The following is a 16,464-nucleotide window of genomic DNA, read 5'->3' as shown; positions in this document are numbered from 1 at the left end:
GCACGGGCGGCGTAAAATTTCGGGCCGCCCGCCGACCTGGTCGGTCAGGACAGCCCCACGGCGGTCGCCGGATCGTCGGCGTCGCGCCAGCCCGGCAGGGCGCCGCCCGGGGCCCAGGTGCTGTGCGTGCCGCTGGAGACCCGCTCTGGCAACCGAATCCGGGCGACGGGGCCGTCGGCGACGCACGCGGTGTCGAAGACCAGGCACTCCGAGCGGTCGGTGTTCATGTCGGTGGTGATGGTGACGAGGTAGCCGTCGTCCTCGCCCCGCGAGCCCACGCGCGGCGCGACAGCGGTCTCGCTGCCGAACACGCCCGCGCCGTACCGGAAGCGCTCCTCGCGGCCGGTGTCCAGGTCGTGTTTGACCAGGCCGTCGAACAGGAACCAGCCCGGTTCGCCGGTGGCGGCGTAGGTGTAGCGGTACGGGCGGCCCGCGTACCCGGAGTTGATCATGCCGAACTCGGTGATCGAGTCCGACAGCCGTTCCTCCTTGGTCTGGCCGGTGGCGAGGTTCAGCCGCCAGCGGTGCAGCCGGGTCTGCATGCCGTCGAGGGAGAGCATCCGGTACATCCGGGCGTAGCGCTGGTCGCCGGGGAAGACGCCGCCGCGGCCCTCCGGGTCGGACTGGAAGAACCCGTCGAGCACGATCTCGTCGCCGTCCTCATAGGCGTTGACGAAGTGCAGCACGAAGGTGGACTCGGCCTCGAACCAGCGCACCTCGTCGCCGCCGCCGCGGCGGGGGAGCACGCCAAGACGCAGCGGCAGGTCGGGGTGGAACCGGGCGACGTGCGCGCCCTGCGCGAGCAGTTCGGGCCGCCAGAACAGCGGGCAGTCGTTGAGGATGGCGTAGTTCTCGGTGAACGCCATGTCGTGTGGCAGCCGCGGGCCGGGCAGCGGCACGTCGACGTAGTGCGCGAGGCGGTTGTCCGCGTCGACCACGCCGTAGTGCAGAAACGGCTCGTCTTTGCCGTAGTTGAAGAACAGCAGCTCACCGGTCGCGTCGTCGACCTTGGGGTGCGCGGAGACACCCGCCGCCGGAAACTGACCGTCCCAAGTGGACTTGCCGAGCGGGTCGAGGGTCAGCGGGTCGAGCCGGTACAGCTCGCCGCACTGGTAGAAGCTGGTGAGCGCCACGCCCGCGTGTACGACGACGTCGGTACTGGAGGCGTCCTTCATCCGGCCGCGCGCGCCCCAGCCGTCCGCGCGCACGGCGCTCTCCGGCGACTCGGCCAGCCCGGCCCACAGCGAACGGCAGGCCTCCTGCTCGGCCAGGTAGCCATCGGTCTGGACGAACCTGTTGCGGTAGAACGCTTTCCCGTCCCGGAAGCCGACGACGTGCACCATCCCGTCGCCGTCGAACGGGTGATAGGTGGTGATCGCCGGATGGACCGGGTTCTCGGTGTTGCGCAGGTAGACGCCGTCGAGGTCGGCGGGGATCTCGCCGATGACCTCCAGGTCGTCGGCGGCGCGCTCCACCGTCTGCGGGCGCCACGGCCCGCTGCGGTAGGGGTGGTCGTCGTCGGCGGGCAGGGTGCTCAGTGCCCGACCCAGGATCTCCACGTCCATTTAGGACTCCTCCGTACCGAGCACGAACGTGACCGTGGTGGCGGTGCTGCCGCCGATGTTGAGCGTGCCGAACCGGCGCGCACCGTCCACCTGGTACTCCCCGGCGGCGCCGGTCACCTGCTTGTGCGCGTCGAGCACCATGCGCACCCCGGTGGCGCCGACCGGGTGGCCGCCGCCGATGAGTCCGCCGCTCGGGTTGACCGGAATGCGCCCGCCGCGCTCCAGCTCGCCGTTCTCGATCGCCTTGAAGCTCTCGCCCGGCTCGGTGATGCCGAAGTGGTCGATCGCGGCGTACTCGGCCATCGCGAAGCAGTCGTGCGTCTCGATGCCGTCGAGGTCGTCCACCCCGCCGATGCCCGCGCGGCCGAAGGCGTCGAGCACGGCCTGCCGGACGTGCGGCAAGGTGTAGCGCTCCCCCGCGCTGCGGGCCAGTTTGCGGTCGAGCGACAGGCCGACCGTGCGGTGGCCCCAGCCCAGCACCCGCGACGCGCGGGCCGTCGGATGGTCGCGCAGCCGGCGGTCGGAGGCCAGCACCACCCCGGCGGCGCCGTCGGTCACCTGGCTGCAGTGCTGCCTGCGCACCCGGCCCTCGACCACCGGGTTGGCCTCGTCGTCGGCGGTGAAACTGGCCTCGGTGTACGCCCACGAGCGGGTCTGCGCGTTCGGGTTCGCCTTGGCATTGCGCAGGTTCAACTCGGCGATGGCGCCCAGGTGCGCGTCATCGATGCCGTAGCGGCGGTCGTACTCCTCGGCGAGGCGGCCGAACATGTACGGCCAGATGAACTTCGCCTGTTCGCCCTCGTGCCCCACCCACGCCGCCGCGCCGAGGTGGCGGGCGGCGTCGTCGCCGGACACCGCCCGCTCGATCTCGACGCCGAGCACGAGCGCCACGTCGTAGCGGCCGGACTCCAGGTCGGCCATGGCGGCGAGCAGCGCGACCCCGCCGGACGCGCACGCCGCCTCGTGCCGCGTCGCGGGCACGCCCCACAGGTCCTCCACGACGGTGGCGGGCATGGCGCCGAGGTGGCCCTGGCCGGTGAACAACTGGCCGAACGCGTTGCCGACATGGATCACCCCGACCTCGCCAGGGCCGATTCCCGCCGCGTCGAGCGTGCCGTGCACGGCGTCGGCGACCAGGTCGCCGATGTCGCGGCCCTCGCGGGTGAGGTTCCGCGCGAAATCGGTCTGATAGCCGCCCACCACGCCGACCTGGCCCGCGCCCATGCGTCCGCCTCCTTGCCACTGCCGGGAATTCGAGACTACAACTACGGGGTGGGGATGAACCAGGCGTACGTGTTGGACTACGTCCGCACCGCCCGGGGGCGCGGCTCGGCTCGCGGTGGTCTGCACCACCTGACGCCCCTCGACCTCGTCACCGGCTTGCAGCGCGCGCTCGTGGAGCGCAATCGCGGCCTGGATCCCGCCACGGTGGAGGACGTGGTGCTGGGCTGCGCGTCGCAGGGCGGTGAGCAGGGCGGAAACCTGGCGCGCACGGCGAACCTGCTCGCGGGCTGGGGCGACCGGGTGCCGGGGGTGACGGTCAACCGGTTCTGCGCCTCGGGGATCGACGCGGTCGCCCAGACGTCCGCCCGGGTGCGCGGCGGAGAGCTGAGCCTGGCCGTCGCGGGCGGCGTGGAGAGCGTGTCCCGAGTCCCCATGTTCAGCGATGGCGCTCCACTGTGGACAGGTGCGGAAGTGGTGCGGCGCACCGGAGGTCTCACGGCCGACGAGTTGGTCCGACCCGACACCAGCCGCGCCGCGCTGGCCGCGCTGCCGCCCGCGTTCGCCGCCCTCGGCGCCGACGGCCAGGACGACCTCGCCCTGTCGAGCCGGGCATGGCCTGACCGGATCGAGCACCACCACACCATCGGCACCTCCCCCGCCCTGGCGGACGGCGCCGCCCTACTCCTCATCGGCGATGCTCGGGCCGCCCACCGACTGGGCATCGCTCCGCGCGCCCGAATCGTCACCTCGGCCGCCCACGACCCGGTAACCATGCTGACCGCAGGCCAGGACGCCATGACCGAAGCGATGCGCCGCGCGGCCGTACTGCCCGCCGAAGTCGCCGTATTCGAGTTCGCGGAGGCGTTCGCCGCCCTGTGCCTACGCCTACGCCGCGATTTCGACGCGGGCCCCGACCGCCTCAACCCCTCCGGCGGCACCATCGCCATGGGTCACTGCTTCGGCGCCACCGGCGCCATCATGGTCGGCGGCTGCCTGGAAGAACTGGAACGCCACGCGGGACGACTCGGCGTAGCAGGCGTCAGCGCCGCCGCCGGCCTAGGCGTCGCCCTGGTACTGGACCGCTCCGGCTAACCCACCGACAGGCGCGGCAAGATCGTCAGACCGGCACATCCACCGGAACAGGTCGCAGCCTGCGCGGCCCGCTGTCATGCCGCGACGGCGGCGCACCAACCGTGATCCGCCCGCCCGTCACGAACGCCCCCGCCGCCGAAGCCAGGATCGGCTCGATCACCAGAGCGCGGACCTCGGGCACGTCCTCACCCAGCGCCGCCACCCGCAACACCAGTTCCTCCAGCGCGCTGAGGTCCGCCGGCTCGTCGCCGCCGTAGCCCGCGAGCAGCGGCGCGGCCTTGGGCGCACGCACGAGCGCCGCCGCGTCGACATCGGTCAGCGGCACCGCCCGGTAAGCGCGGTCCCCCAGCAGATTGCTGATCACGCCGGCCAGCCCGAAGGACACCAGCGTGCCGAACGACGGGTCGTCCTGCAGCCCGATCGTGCACGAGTTTCCCTTGGGCGCCATGCGCTGCACGTACACCGAGTCCACACCGGACACTTCGCGCAGGTCGGTGTGGGCGTTGCGGATGCCGTCGGCGGTGGTGAGGTCCAACCGCACGCCGACGAGGTCGCTGCGGTGCCGGAACTGCCTGCTCGCCGACTTCATCACTACCGGCAGCCCGAGGTCGGCGCCCGCCTCGACCGCACCATCCGCTGTGGACACGACACGGAAGGGCATCACGTCGATCCCGTAGCAGGAAAGCACTTCCAGCACCTGACCGTCGGTCAGCTCGACCTCACGACTGTCGCTTTCGGACAGCGCGGCCGCGACGACCTCGGCGGCGCGCACCGGGTCGGTCCCGTCGGGCCGGGTGTACTCGCCGAGCGGGGCCGAGCGCCAGCGCGCGTACCGGGTGGCCCTGGCCAGCGCGAGGGCGGCGCGCTCCGGGCTCGGGTAGGACGGGATGGAGCCGCGGCCGGGCGCGCCGTCCGGGTCGGGCACCGCGAGTTCGGCCGGAATCCCTTCCGCGGCAAGGAAAGTCGACACGATCGGCTTGCTGCCGGTCTCGGTGAGGTCCGCCGCGGCCTCGCGCAGCGCCCGGGCGTACGCGGTGCCGGGGATCGCCAGCGGCGGCACGAACACCACGATCAGCGAGTCGACGTCGTCGCGGCGCAGGGCGTCGGCCACCGCGGCGGCGAACTCCTCCGGCCCGGCCTGGGCGCCGACGTCGATCGGGTCGCCCGCGAGGTCGAGCCCCTGGGCCAGCGCCGCGTCCGCCGCCAGCACGCCGATGGCCGACGAGTTGCCGACCACCGCCACCCGCTCCCCCGGCGGCAGCGGCTGGTGGGCCAGCAGCAGCGCGGTGTCGAAGAGCTGCGCGATCGACTCGACCCGGATCACCCCGGCCTGCTCGAACAGCGCCTGCACGCTCGACTCGTCCACCGCGACCCCGGTCGCCGCGAGCGCGGGCAGCACGGCGTTGCGGCCCGACTTCACCGCGACCACCGGCTTGCCGCGGCCGAGCCTGCGCGCGAGCCGGGCGAACTTGCGCGGGTTGCCGAAGGACTCCAGGTAGAGCAGCACGACGTCGGTGGCCGGGTCGGTCTGCCAGTACTGCAGCAAGTCGTTGCCGGACACGTCGGCCCGGTTGCCCGCCGAGACGAACGTCGACAGGCCGAGCCCGCGCGCCGCCGCATCGGCCAGGATCGCCGTGCCCAGGGCGCCGGACTGGCAGAAGAACCCGGTGCGCCCGCGGCCGGGCAGCGTCGGCGCGAGGGTGGCGTTGAGCCGGACGTCCGGGTCCAGGTTCACCACGCCCAACGCGTTCGGCCCGACCACCCGCATGCCGTGCGCGCGGGCCTCGTCGACGAGCCTGCGCTCGATGCCCCGGCCGTCCGGCCCGGTCTCGCCGAAGCCGGAGGTCACCACCACGAGCGTCTTGACGCCCTTGGCCAGGCAGGCGTCCATCACCTCGTCCACCCCGGCGGCCGGAACCGCCACGACGGCGAGATCGACCGGGTCCGGGATGTCGAGCACGGTCGGGTAGGCCCGCACTCCGCGCACCGACACGTGCTCGGGGTTGACCGGGAACACCGGGCCGGTGAAGTCGGCGGCCAGCAGGTTGCCCAGCACCGCGTACCCGATCTTGGTGCGGTCGGTGGACGCGCCGATCACCGCGACCGAGCGCGGGTGCAGCAGGTTGTGCACGCTGCGCGCCTCGGCCGCCTCCTCGCGGGCGCGGGCCACCTCCACCGACGCCTCGGTCGGGTCGATCGCGAACTCCAGGTGCAGCACGCCCCCGTCGATCTCGCGGCTCACCTGGTAGCCGGCGTCGCGGAACACGCGGACCATCTGGGAGTTCTCGGCGAGCACCTCGGCGACGAACCTGCCCAGCCCGCGCTCGCGCGCGGCGGCGGCCAGGTGCTCCAGCAGGATCGAGCCGACGCCGCGGCCCTGGTGGGTGTCCTCGACCACGAAGGCGACCTCGGCGGAGTCGCCTTCCGGGAGCCGCTCGTAGCGTCCGACGGCGATGACGTCGTCGCCGAGCAGCGTGACGAAGGCCACCCGGTCGTGGTGGTCGACGGTGCTGAACCGCTTGAGGTCGCGCGCCGAGATGTGCGGGTACGGCCCGAAGTAGCGAAAGTAGCGGGTGCGCTCGGAAAGCCTGCTGTGGAAGGCGAGCAGCGCGTCGCCGTCGCTGGGCAGGATCGGTCGCAAGTGGACGGTGCCGCCGTCGGACAGCACGACGTCGGCCTCCCAGCGCCGCGGGTAGTCGTACGGGTCGCGGGTCGGCTCGGCCTGCGGATCGGCCACGTCAGTCCCTCGGGTCGTCGGGATCGAGGCCGTGCAGCGGGAAGATCGCCCGCCGCACGTCGCGGATCACGGCGTCGACGGCGTCGCTGCCGTCGCCGCCCCACGGCTCGAACGCGGTGTCCCGGCCGTCGCTCATGGTCAGCGGCAGCTCGGCGCGGGGGGCGACGCCGCGCACGGTGTCGGTCCACTCGGCGGGCAGCGGGGTGTCCGGCGCCACGTCGCGGTCGAGCACCGTGGCGAGCAGGTGGGTCCACGAGCGCGGGACCACGCGCAGCACCTGGTAGCCACCGCCGCCGGTGGCCAGCCATTTGCCGCCCGCGTACCTGGTGGCCAACTCGCGCAGCGTCCGGTAGATCTCGCGGTGGCCGTCGACCGACAGCGACAGGTCGGCGAGCGGGTCCTCCTCGTGGGTGTCCACACCGCACTGGGTGACCAGCACCTGCGGCCGGAACGCGCTGAGCAGCGAGGGAACCACGGCGTGAAAGGCGCGCAGCCACGCGCCGTCGCGGGTGTGCGGGGGCAGTGGCAGGTTGACCGAGGTGCCCTGCGCGGCGCGGCTGCCGAGTTCGGTGACGAATCCCGTGCCCGGCCACAGCGTCGCCGGGTGCTGGTGCAGCGAGACGGTCAGCACGCGCGGGTCGTCGTAGAACGCGACCTGCACGCCGTCGCCGTGGTGGACGTCGACGTCGAGGTAGGCGATCCGGTCGAAGCCGTTGTCGAGCAGCCACGAGATGGCCACCGCGCAGTCGTTGTAGACGCAGAACCCGGCGGCGTGGTCGCGCATCGCGTGGTGCAGTCCGCCTGCGATGCTCACCGCGCGGTCGGCCTCGCCGCTCGCGATGCGCCGGGCGGCCAGCAGCGACCCGCCGACCACCAGCGCCGACGCGGCGTGCATCTGATCGAACACCGGGTTGTCCGGGGTGCCCAGACCGTGCCCGACGTCCCAGCTCGCCATCGGCGCCTCTTGCACCGCGCGCAGGTAGCCGACCTCGTGCACGCGCTCCAGGTCGGCCTCCTCGGCCGGCTCCGGCGCGTGCAGCTCCACGCCGTCGAGCACGCCCAGCGCCCGAGCCAGCCGGATGGTCAGTTCGAGCCGGATCGGGTTGAACGGGTGGTCGCCGCCGAGGTCGTAGCCGAGCAGCGCGGAGTCCCAGACGACGGTCGCTCGATCACCCATACCGGAAACCCTAGTGCTCGTCACCCGTCGCCACCGGGCGCGCGGGATCCACGCACCAGTGCGACCACGAGCCCGCGTACAGGGCCGCGGGCTCCCGCGCCGACGTGAGCCCGGACGCCTCCAGCGCGAGCACGACGGAGGCCGCGGTGACCCCGGAACCGCAGTACGCGCCCACGGGCTCCCCGTCACGCACACCCAGCCCCGCGAACCGCTCGGCGAGCGCGGACCCGGCCAGCCAGCGCCCGTCCGCCCCGATGTGGCCCGCGAACGGCGCGTTGACCGCGCCCGGGATGTGCCCGGCGCGCGGGTCGATCGGCTCCACGTCGCCGCGGTACCGCTCCGGCGCCCGCGCGTCGAGCAGCACCCCCGACCGCGCCAGCCCGGCCGCGCTCTCCGCGTCGAGCACCGGCATGTTCCCGGCCCGGACCTCGACGTCGCCCGGCTCGGGTTGGGGCTGGTCAGTGCTCACCGGCCTGCGGTCCGCCACCCACGCCGCGTATCCGCCGTCGAGCACCGCGACCTCGGCGTGTCCCGCCCACCGCAGCAACCACCACGCCCGCGCCGCCACCGATCCGTTGTCGGCGTCGTAGGCGACCACCGGCCGGTCCGCGCGCACACCCGCGGCGCGCAGCACCCGCCGCAGGTCGTCGGGCTCGGGCAGAGGGTGCCTGCCGCCCGCGCCGGGCGCGCCCGCGAGGTCGGTGTCCAGGTCGACGAAGACGGCACCCGGCAGGTGGCCCACGGCATGGTCGGCCCGGCCCGGCGGACCGCCCAGACGCCAGCGGGCGTCGAGCAGGACCGGCGGCCGGGGACCGGCCAACAGGGACGCCAGCTCGGCGGCGGACACGAGGGGCCGGAGGTGTGCGGTCACCCGCACATCCTGCCCGACCGGCTCCGCCGTCACAGACCGCGACAGCCTCGCTGCACTGTCGGGACCAGCGACTAATATGGACGTGACGAAGGGGCACCGGCGTGAACGATCTCATCGACACCACAGAGATGTACCTCCGAACCATCTACGAACTCGAAGAGGAGGGCGTCGTCCCCCTGCGTGCCCGGATCGCCGAACGGCTGGGCCAGAGCGGCCCGACCGTGAGCCAGACCGTCGGCCGCATGGAGCGCGACGGACTGGTGGTGGTCGCCGGGGACCGGCACCTCGAACTGACCGACCACGGCCGTTCCCTCGCGATCGCCGTGATGCGCAAGCACCGGCTCGCCGAGCGCCTGCTGGTCGACGTGATCGGCCTGGAGTGGGAACACGTGCACAGCGAGGCGTGCCGCTGGGAACACGTGATGAGCGAGGCCGTGGAGCGCAAGCTGGTCAAACTGCTCGGATACCCCACGACCTCGCCGTACGGCAATCCGATCCCCGGCCTGGACAAACTCGGCGAGGGCGAGCCCGCGCCGCCGGTCGAGGCCGGTCTGGTCCGGGTCGACGAGGTTGCCCGGCGCGGCGGCGGCAAGGTCGAGGTCTGCCGCATCGCCGAACACGTGCAGCTCGACCCCGACCTGATGGGCGAGCTCAAGGCCGTCGGCGTCATCCCGGGCGGCGTGATCACCGTGGGACCGTCCAAGGGCGACGGCAACGACATCGAGATCACCGGCGCGGGCAACACCGCCGAGCTGGCCCCCACGGTGCTGCACGCGGTCCTCGCCCGCTCGCGGTGACCCCGGCGCGACGGGCCGCCGACAAGTTCCGGCGGCTCTACGGGCGCGCGCCCCGCGGGGTGTGGTCCGCCCCCGGCCGGGTGAACCTCATCGGCGAGCACACCGACTACAACGACGGCTACGTACTGCCGTTCGCGCTGCCGTTCCGAATCGCGGTCGCCGCGGCGCCCCGGGCCGACGGCCTGCTCGCGGCCACCACCGTCGGCGACGACGGGTTCCCCCAGCGGGCCGCCCCGGTTCGGGTGGCGGAGCTGACCCCGGGCCTGGTCGGCGGTTGGGCCGCGTACCCCAGCGGGGTGGCCTGGGTGCTGCGCGACCAGGGGTTCACCTCCGGCGCGAACCTGGTGATCACGGGCGACGTGCCCGCGGGGGCCGGGCTCTCGTCGTCGCACGCGCTGCAGTGCGCTGTCGCGCTGGCGCTGCTCGGCCTGGCCGGTGCGCGGCCCGGCAAGGCTGGGGCACCCACGCTCACCGAGGTCGCCGGGTGGGTGCAGCGCTCGGAGAACGACTTCGTCGGTGTCCCCACCGGCCTGCTCGACCAGACGGCGTCGCTGTGCTGCGTCGAGTCGCACGCACTGTTCCTCGACGTGCGCTCCGGGGTCCAGGAACAGGTGCCGTTCGACGCCGCCGCGCACGGGCTCGACGTGCTGGTGATCGACACGCGGGCCAAGCACTCGCTCGCGAACTCGGCCTACGGGGAGCGCCGACGCGACTGCGAGCGGGCCGCGAAGCTGCTCGGTGTCGCCGCACTGCGCGACGCCGACACGCTGACACGCTTGCCCGACGACCTGCTGCCGCTCGCCCGGCACGTCGTCACCGAGAACGAGCGGGTGCTGCGCACCGTGGCCATGCTGCGCGACGGCGCGCTCGCCGACATCGGCCCGACCCTGACCGCCTCGCACCGCAGCCTGCGCGACGACTACCGGGTGTCCTGCCCGGAGTTGGACCTGGCCGTAGACGCGGCGGTGGGCGCCGGGGCGCTGGGTGCCAGAATGACCGGGGGCGGGTTCGGCGGTTCCGCCATCGCCCTCGTGCCGGTCGACCGGCGCGCGCAGGTGTGCGATGCGGTGCTCTCGGCCTACGTCGAGCGGTCGCTGCCGTCGCCGCGACTGTTCCGGGCGGTGCCGTCGGCGGGCGCCGGCCGCGACCACTGAGGCCCGGACCCGGGCCGCCGCGAGGACGAGGAAGGCGAGGACCACGGTGAAGCTGCTCGTGACGGGCGGAGCGGGATATATCGGCAGCGTCTGCGCGGCGCGGCTGGTGGAGTCCGGGCACGAGGTGGTGGTCGTCGACGACCTGTCGACCGGGCACGAGGACGCGGTGCCCGACGGCGTGCGATTCGTGCGGGCCGACGTCGGCGAGGCCGCGCCCGCGCTGCTGGCGGAGGGCTTCGACGGCGTGCTGCACTTCGCGGCGAAGTCACTGGTGGGCGAGTCCATGCAGGACCCGGGCACATACTGGACCGGCAACGTGGTCACCTCCCTGCGGTTGCTGGACGCGATGCGCGAGGCGGGCACCCCGCGCCTGGTGTTCTCCTCCACCGCGGCGACCTACGGCGAGCCCGAGCGGGTACCGATCGTCGAGTCTGCCCCGACCCGGCCCACAAACCCTTATGGCGCAACGAAACTCGCCATCGATCACGCGATCACCTCCTATGCCGACGCGCACGGCCTGGCGGCCGTGAGCCTGCGGTACTTCAACGTCGCGGGCGCCTACTCCCGTTTCGGCGAACGGCACACCACCGAGACGCACCTGATCCCGATCGTGCTGCAGGTCGCCAGTGGCACCCGCCGATCCCTCTCCATCTACGGCGACGACTACCCCACCCCCGACGGCACCTGCGTCCGCGACTACATCCACGTCCTCGACCTGGCCGACGCACACCTGCTCGCCCTCGACCACGCGGCCGAAGGCAGCCACCAGATCTACAACCTCGGCACCGGCACCGGTTTCTCCAACCGTGCGGTCGTGCAGACCTGCCGCGAGGTCACCGGCCACCCCATTCCGGCCGAGTTCGCTCCCCGTCGAGCGGGCGACCCAGCGGTCCTGGTCGCCTCGGCCGACGCGGCGGCAGAACACCTGGGCTGGAAGCCCGAGCGCACCGACCTCCACACCATCATCACCGACGCCTGGGAATTCACCTGCCGCTGAACCGTCCTGTTAGGACAGTGCACTGGTCGGGCGTGGGCGGTCACGCCACTCACCGGCGTTCGGCGGAGCGAGCGGCCCGGCTGATGATGGCGCGGAGTTCGGTCGGTGCGATGGCGTGGTCGACGGTGGCGTTCAGGAGCGCGGCGAGGGTGTGCGCCGGATTGGCCGCCAGAGCCACCTCCAGCGCGATGCTCGCCAAGGTGCCCTCACCGCGCAGGTAGGCGCTGATGGCCACCAGGCAGGCGGGCTCCGCGCGTTCCGGGGCGGGCAGGGCGCGGGTCAACCGGATCCACAGCCGGTCCGCGGCGGCGGCACGGTCGGTGAGGATCAGCTTGAGGCATTCGCCGCGGATGTCGCTGTGGCTCAAGGCCATGGCGAGGGCGGCGAGCCGGTCGTCGTCGAGGTCTTGATCGGGTGGCCGCGCGCGACTCTGCGCCGCGGGTCTCGCGCGACCGGGCGTTGTCGGGAATTCGGTTGGCGGCGTGGGCATCCGCACCAGACTGTCGGTCGGCAGGTCGAAGTCTGGCAGAGCCACGTCGGCTATGGCGGCGTTGATGACGGCCAGGTCGCGCTGGAAGGCGTCGGGGTCGCAGGTACCCTCGTCGGCGGCGCGCAGTTCGTCCTCGACCCGGGCGTCGAGAAGGGCCGCTCGGCGGTCGAGGGCGGCGGGCGGATCGGACGCGAGGCTGTCGGCCATGGCCTTGCGGCTCGGGTACTTCACCGCGCCTGCGACCGCCATCGCGGCGGCGAGGGTGGTGGCGTCCGGGTCGGGGACGATGCCCGTGCAGTCGGGATTGAAGTAGCACCACCAGGTTTCGCCCGCTTGCGCGGCCCGCGCCCACAAGGCGTGGTCGACGGTGACGTCGGCGGCGGCGAGCGCGCGGGTCAGCTCGTCGACGAGTTCGCGGTGGGGCATCGAGTCCGGCCCGCGGGCCGTGCCGCCGCCGGTGACCAGGACCAGGGCCTTGGCCGCGCCGTGGTCGACCACAGTGGTGCTCAACTGGCGGGCCACCGCCGCCCGGTGGCGCGCGGCGGGCAGGTCGACCCGCATGACGGGGCCGACCCGGATGCCCTCCTCGTGCCCTGGACTACCTGGGCTTTCATCGGGGACGAGGGAGATGACGACCAGGGAGTCGTCCGGGTGGAAGCCGAGCAGGTGCGGAGCGGCCGCGACCAGGTCGCCGCCGTTCGCGAGGGTGAGGGTGGTGTGCAGTGGAGTTCGCATGCGTCCACTGTGGGCCGATTCCGGGATCGGGGAAATGGGGGTGGCGAAACTGTGGATGGGTGTGGCCATTGTGGATAACCGGCCTGACGAAGCCGTTGTGGGACGCGGTTTCGTCAGGCCGGTGCGTTATCCTCTTCGGCCGCTCAGCCGCAGTGTTCGAACGGACTGGTGTAGCTCGACGACCCGACCGAGCCGCCCCACTTCACGCACTTGCCCGCCGCCGACTTCGCGACCGGCCCGGCGTAGTACCCGAAGGACCCGGAGTCCGTTGTCCGGGTGCCGCCCTGGACTTCGAGGAACGCCGACACCGACGACGGCGTGCCGATCGACACCGCCTTGATGGTGGTGACGCAGTTGTTCCCGTTGGCGGAGTTGTAAAGCAGGTAGGCCGTTCCCGAGCTGCCCAGCGCCGCGGAGTCGATCACGCTGTACGCGCTGCCGCACACTTCCTGCGGCGTGTACGGGTTGCTGCCGCCGGAGCACTTGTTGCGGCTGGTGTAGCTGCGAGTGCCCCAGTAGAAGATCTGCGCGCCGTTGAAGACGATCTTCTGCGCGGACCCGTTGAGGGTCTGCTCGAAGTGCAGGTGGGCGCCGCTCGACCCGCCGGTGTTGCCGACGTTGCCGATGAGCTGGCCCTGGGACACGTTCTGCCCGACCGACACGCGCTGCGCGGACAGATGGGCGTAGCGGGTGCGCCAGCCGGAGCCGTGGTCGATCTCGATCCACCGGCCGTAGCTGACGCTGCCTTCGTTGTCGACCCGCGATACGCGACCGCCCGCCGACGCGACGACCGGGTCGCCGTCGTCGCCCGACCGGTTGAAGTCGACCGCATTGGCCGGACTGTGACTGGTGCGGGTCTGGCCCTCCCACACCTGCCCGCAGGCGAACGGCATCTGGAAAGCGGGCGCCGCCGCCGCGACGCCCCCGCCGACCACGAGGAACGTCGCCGCGACCACAGTGGTGCCCGCCAGCGATAAGAGGGTTCGGAATCCGATCATCTGCCACCTCCGCGAACGTCAAGTGGTGGTGATCGGACCACGAACCGACCCGTTGGTGGAAGACTTCCGAAGAAACGTGATGGTGAGCAGATTCCCAACCACCCAGATGTCGTAAGGCCGCGCGACGTCCACTGTGGAGAACAGGGTTGACAAGCCGGACACCGTCACCTGGGTCCTGCGACACCGCCCCGAGGGCAGTGTCGAGACGTCGAACGTGCGGCGCGGTGTCCGGCCTGGCCGCCACCTGCTCATGAGCACTTCGGGCTAGGCCGATCCGAGCCGGCAGACCTGGCGCGCGCGGGCGTGCGGGCGGCGTACCGCGACGACACGCTCAAGGCCGAGCTGTTGGCCGAGATCAATCGCTCAGACAAGGCCCGCGAGCTTGTAGGCGACCAGCGAACCCGCCACGGCGACGTTGAGGCTGAGCCCGGTGCCGAGCATCGGGATCTCCACCGCGCGGTGCAGCAGCGCGGTGGCGTCGGCGGGAATGCCGTCGGACTCGTGGCCGAGCACGACCACGGTCCGGCGGCGCGCGGGTGCGAGGTCGGCGAGCCGCACCGCCTCGTCGGCCAGTTCGACGCCGAGCACGTCGCTGTCGGCGCGCTGGGTGTCGAGCCAGGTGAGCGGGTCGTTGACCCAGTGCACGCAGGTCGGCTTGCGCAGGGTGTTGCCGCGGTCGAGGGCCTCGGGCACCCACCGCAGCCGCGGGACGGCCAGACAGGCGCCGACCGCGTCGCAGGTGCGCAGCAGGGTGCCGAGGTTGACGCCGTGCTTGGGCCACAGCGGCGCCAGGATCAGGTGGTCCCAGCACGAGTGCGCGCGGCGGCGCCGGGAGCGGCGGAGTTCGGTGCGGCTGCGGACCCACAGCGGCGGCGCGGTCATCGCGCGGGCGAGGAGATCTCCCCGGGAGAAGTCATGCGGACGGGCGTTTCGCGGCACACCCGGAGCCATCGACGGCGAACTGGCGTGGCCCCATGCTACCGCGCGTGAGTAGCCTCGCGGCGTGAGCAGCAGAGTGGACGCCCCGATCGTCGCCGTGACCGTCTACCCGGGACAGGCCCGGATCACCCGGCGCGGCGCGGTCCGCCTCGACGCGGGCGAGCGGCGGGTGCTCGTCGGCGGTCTGCCGCCGCACCTGCACGCCGACTCCGTGCGGGTCAGCGGTCGCGGGCCCGCGACCGTGCTCGGTGTCGACGTGCTGCCCGAGCGCAACCCGCGCACCCCCGACGGCGCCGTCGCCGAGTTGGAGCAGCGGCGCGACGCGCTGACCGCGCGCCTCGACGCGCTGGCCGACCAGGACACCGTGTTGGCCGCCCGCGCCGAACTGGTCACCTCGCTGAACAGGCGGTCCAGCAGCGCGTTCGCGCAGACGCTGGCGAAGGACGAGACGGCTGCCGCCCGGGTGGCCGCGGTCGGCGACGCGCTGGCCGAGCAGCTCGCCGCGGTGCTGGCCGACCGGCGCGAACTGGCCGAGGCGCGGCGCGAGGTGCGGGCCGAGCACGACGAGGTGGTGCGCCGGATCGGTGACCGGGACGCCTACCGGGTGCCCGACCGGATGGCGATCGCCACCGACCTGGCCGTGGCCGAGGCGGGCGAGGTGGAGCTGGAGGTGTCCTACCTGGTCGACGCCGCGAGTTGGGAGTCGCGCTACGACCTGCGGCTCACCGCGAGCACGCTGTCGCTGACCTGGTACGGGCTCATCACCCAGCACACAGGCGAGGACTGGCCGGAGTGCGACCTGCGGCTGTCCACCGCGCAGCCCGCGAACAGCGTCACCGTGCCGGAGCTTTCCCCGTGGTACATGGACATCGTGCGCCCCGTGGCGGCCAAGGCGATGGCGCGTGGCAACTTCGGCGGGGTCCCGATGCCTGCGGCGGCGGCGCCCGGCGCGGCGATGATGGAGTCGGCGCCGATGCTGGACCAGGTGTTCGCCACCGTCGAGCACGGTGCCGCCGCGGCCACCTATCGGCCCGCCCGTCCCGTGGCCGTCGCGGCGGACGGTACGGCGCACCGGACCACGGTGGCCGAGATCGACCTGCCCGCCGAGATCGACCACGTGACGGTGCCGCTGCGCGGGCCCGAGGCGTACCTGCGGGCGACCGTCACCAACACCTCCGAACACACCCTGCGCCCGGGCCGCGCCTCGATCTTCCACGACGTCGAGTTCGTCGGGGTGACGGACCTGGAGCCGTGGGCGCCGGGCGAGGAGGTGGAGCTGGCGCTGGGCGTGGACGAGCGGGTCCGGGTGGAGCGCGAGCTGGTCCGCCGGTCCGCGGGCAAGGCGGTGCTCGGCGGCACGCGCAGGCAGGAGGCGAGCTACCGGATCAAGGTCGGCAACTACGGGCCGCGGGCCGCGCGGATCACCGTGGTGGACCAGATCCCGGTGTCGCGCAATGAATCCGTGGTGGTGCGCGAGGTGGTCCTGACCCCGGAGCCCGCCGAGCGCACCGACCTGGGCGAGGTGACCTGGCGGCTGGAGGTCGCGGCCGGGCAGACCGCCGAGCTCGGCCTGGGCTTCCGGGTGGACGTGGCCAAGGGCGTCGAACTGTCCGGCTGGCGGGAGTGACCCACCACTGTCCACATGGGTTGGATGACCTCAATTCGGGTTACCCCCCGGTCGAATCAGG

13 protein-coding genes are annotated in these 16,464 nt (G+C 72.8%); 5 read left to right on the top strand and 8 right to left on the bottom strand.

Annotation, left to right across the window (positions count from 1 at the left end; genetic code table 11):
- Window positions 1-44 precede the first annotated feature (44 nt).
- On the bottom strand, window positions 45-1,565 hold the full coding sequence (locus ACT4N7_RS09195; RefSeq protein ID WP_444828188.1) for a carotenoid oxygenase family protein: 1,521 nt from the start codon (window positions 1,563-1,565) through the stop codon (window positions 45-47).
- Window positions 1,566-2,789 carry an acetyl-CoA acetyltransferase gene (locus ACT4N7_RS09190; RefSeq protein ID WP_444828187.1) on the bottom strand — a complete coding sequence of 408 codons (1,224 nt, stop codon included), beginning with the start codon at window positions 2,787-2,789 and terminating at the stop codon, window positions 1,566-1,568. It lies immediately after the preceding gene.
- A gap of 54 nt (window positions 2,790-2,843) precedes the next feature.
- On the opposite strand from ACT4N7_RS09190, the gene ACT4N7_RS09185 reads away from it, so the two are divergent.
- Window positions 2,844-3,881 carry an acetyl-CoA C-acyltransferase gene (locus ACT4N7_RS09185; protein ID WP_444828186.1) on the top strand — a complete coding sequence of 346 codons (1,038 nt, stop codon included), beginning with the start codon at window positions 2,844-2,846 and terminating at the stop codon, window positions 3,879-3,881.
- 25 nt (window positions 3,882-3,906) lie between these two features.
- On the opposite strand, the gene ACT4N7_RS09180 is transcribed toward ACT4N7_RS09185, so the two are convergent.
- From ACT4N7_RS09180 to ACT4N7_RS09170, 3 genes are read right to left on the bottom strand one after another with little or no spacing between them, the layout of a single operon-like run.
- Entirely contained in the window at window positions 3,907-6,618 is a 2,712-nt protein-coding gene (locus ACT4N7_RS09180; protein ID WP_444828185.1) for a bifunctional acetate--CoA ligase family protein/GNAT family N-acetyltransferase, read from the bottom strand.
- 1 nt (window position 6,619) lies between these two features.
- Window positions 6,620-7,795 carry an acetoin utilization protein AcuC gene (locus ACT4N7_RS09175; protein WP_444828184.1) on the bottom strand — a complete coding sequence of 392 codons (1,176 nt, stop codon included), beginning with the start codon at window positions 7,793-7,795 and terminating at the stop codon, window positions 6,620-6,622.
- 10 nt (window positions 7,796-7,805) lie between these two features.
- Window positions 7,806-8,666, bottom strand: coding sequence for a sulfurtransferase (locus tag ACT4N7_RS09170; RefSeq protein WP_444828183.1), 861 nt, complete (start codon window positions 8,664-8,666; stop codon window positions 7,806-7,808).
- Between the two features lie 101 nt (window positions 8,667-8,767).
- Between ACT4N7_RS09170 and ACT4N7_RS09165 the strand changes: the two genes are divergently transcribed.
- The 3 genes from ACT4N7_RS09165 to galE are packed head-to-tail and all read left to right on the top strand — an operon-like array spanning window position 8,768 to window position 11,614.
- Entirely contained in the window at window positions 8,768-9,463 is a 696-nt protein-coding gene (locus ACT4N7_RS09165; RefSeq protein ID WP_444828182.1) for a metal-dependent transcriptional regulator, read from the top strand.
- A complete protein-coding gene (gene galK / locus ACT4N7_RS09160) occupies window positions 9,460-10,617 on the top strand; it encodes a galactokinase (RefSeq protein ID WP_444828181.1) in 1,158 nt (385 codons plus the stop codon). The genes ACT4N7_RS09165 and galK overlap by 4 nt, the downstream gene beginning before the upstream one ends.
- 46 nt (window positions 10,618-10,663) lie before the next feature.
- Window positions 10,664-11,614, top strand: coding sequence for a UDP-glucose 4-epimerase GalE (gene galE, locus ACT4N7_RS09155; protein ID WP_444828180.1), 951 nt, complete (start codon window positions 10,664-10,666; stop codon window positions 11,612-11,614).
- 49 nt (window positions 11,615-11,663) lie between these two features.
- On the opposite strand, the gene ACT4N7_RS09150 is transcribed toward galE, so the two are convergent.
- From ACT4N7_RS09150 to ACT4N7_RS09140, 3 genes are all read right to left on the bottom strand, one after another.
- Window positions 11,664-12,839, bottom strand: coding sequence for a DUF4192 domain-containing protein (locus ACT4N7_RS09150; protein WP_444828179.1), 1,176 nt, complete (start codon window positions 12,837-12,839; stop codon window positions 11,664-11,666).
- A gap of 143 nt (window positions 12,840-12,982) precedes the next feature.
- Window positions 12,983-13,837, bottom strand: coding sequence for a M23 family metallopeptidase (locus ACT4N7_RS09145; RefSeq protein ID WP_444828178.1), 855 nt, complete (start codon window positions 13,835-13,837; stop codon window positions 12,983-12,985).
- A 363-nt stretch (window positions 13,838-14,200) separates the two neighbouring features.
- Window positions 14,201-14,719, bottom strand: coding sequence for a TrmH family RNA methyltransferase (locus ACT4N7_RS09140; protein WP_444828177.1), 519 nt, complete (start codon window positions 14,717-14,719; stop codon window positions 14,201-14,203).
- Window positions 14,720-14,840: 121 nt separating this feature from the next.
- On the opposite strand from ACT4N7_RS09140, the gene ACT4N7_RS09135 reads away from it, so the two are divergent.
- Window positions 14,841-16,403 (top strand): mucoidy inhibitor MuiA family protein, encoded by a 1,563-nt coding sequence (locus ACT4N7_RS09135; protein WP_444828176.1) that lies wholly within the window; start codon window positions 14,841-14,843, stop codon window positions 16,401-16,403.
- The last annotated feature ends 61 nt before the right edge of the window (window positions 16,404-16,464 follow it).

The sequence above is a fragment of the Actinokineospora sp. genome (assembly GCF_052390155.1).
GTDB lineage: Bacteria > Actinomycetota > Actinomycetes > Mycobacteriales > Pseudonocardiaceae > Actinokineospora.
Note: the sequence above shows the minus strand (reverse complement) of the source record. Positions and strands in the feature narration are given on the sequence as shown.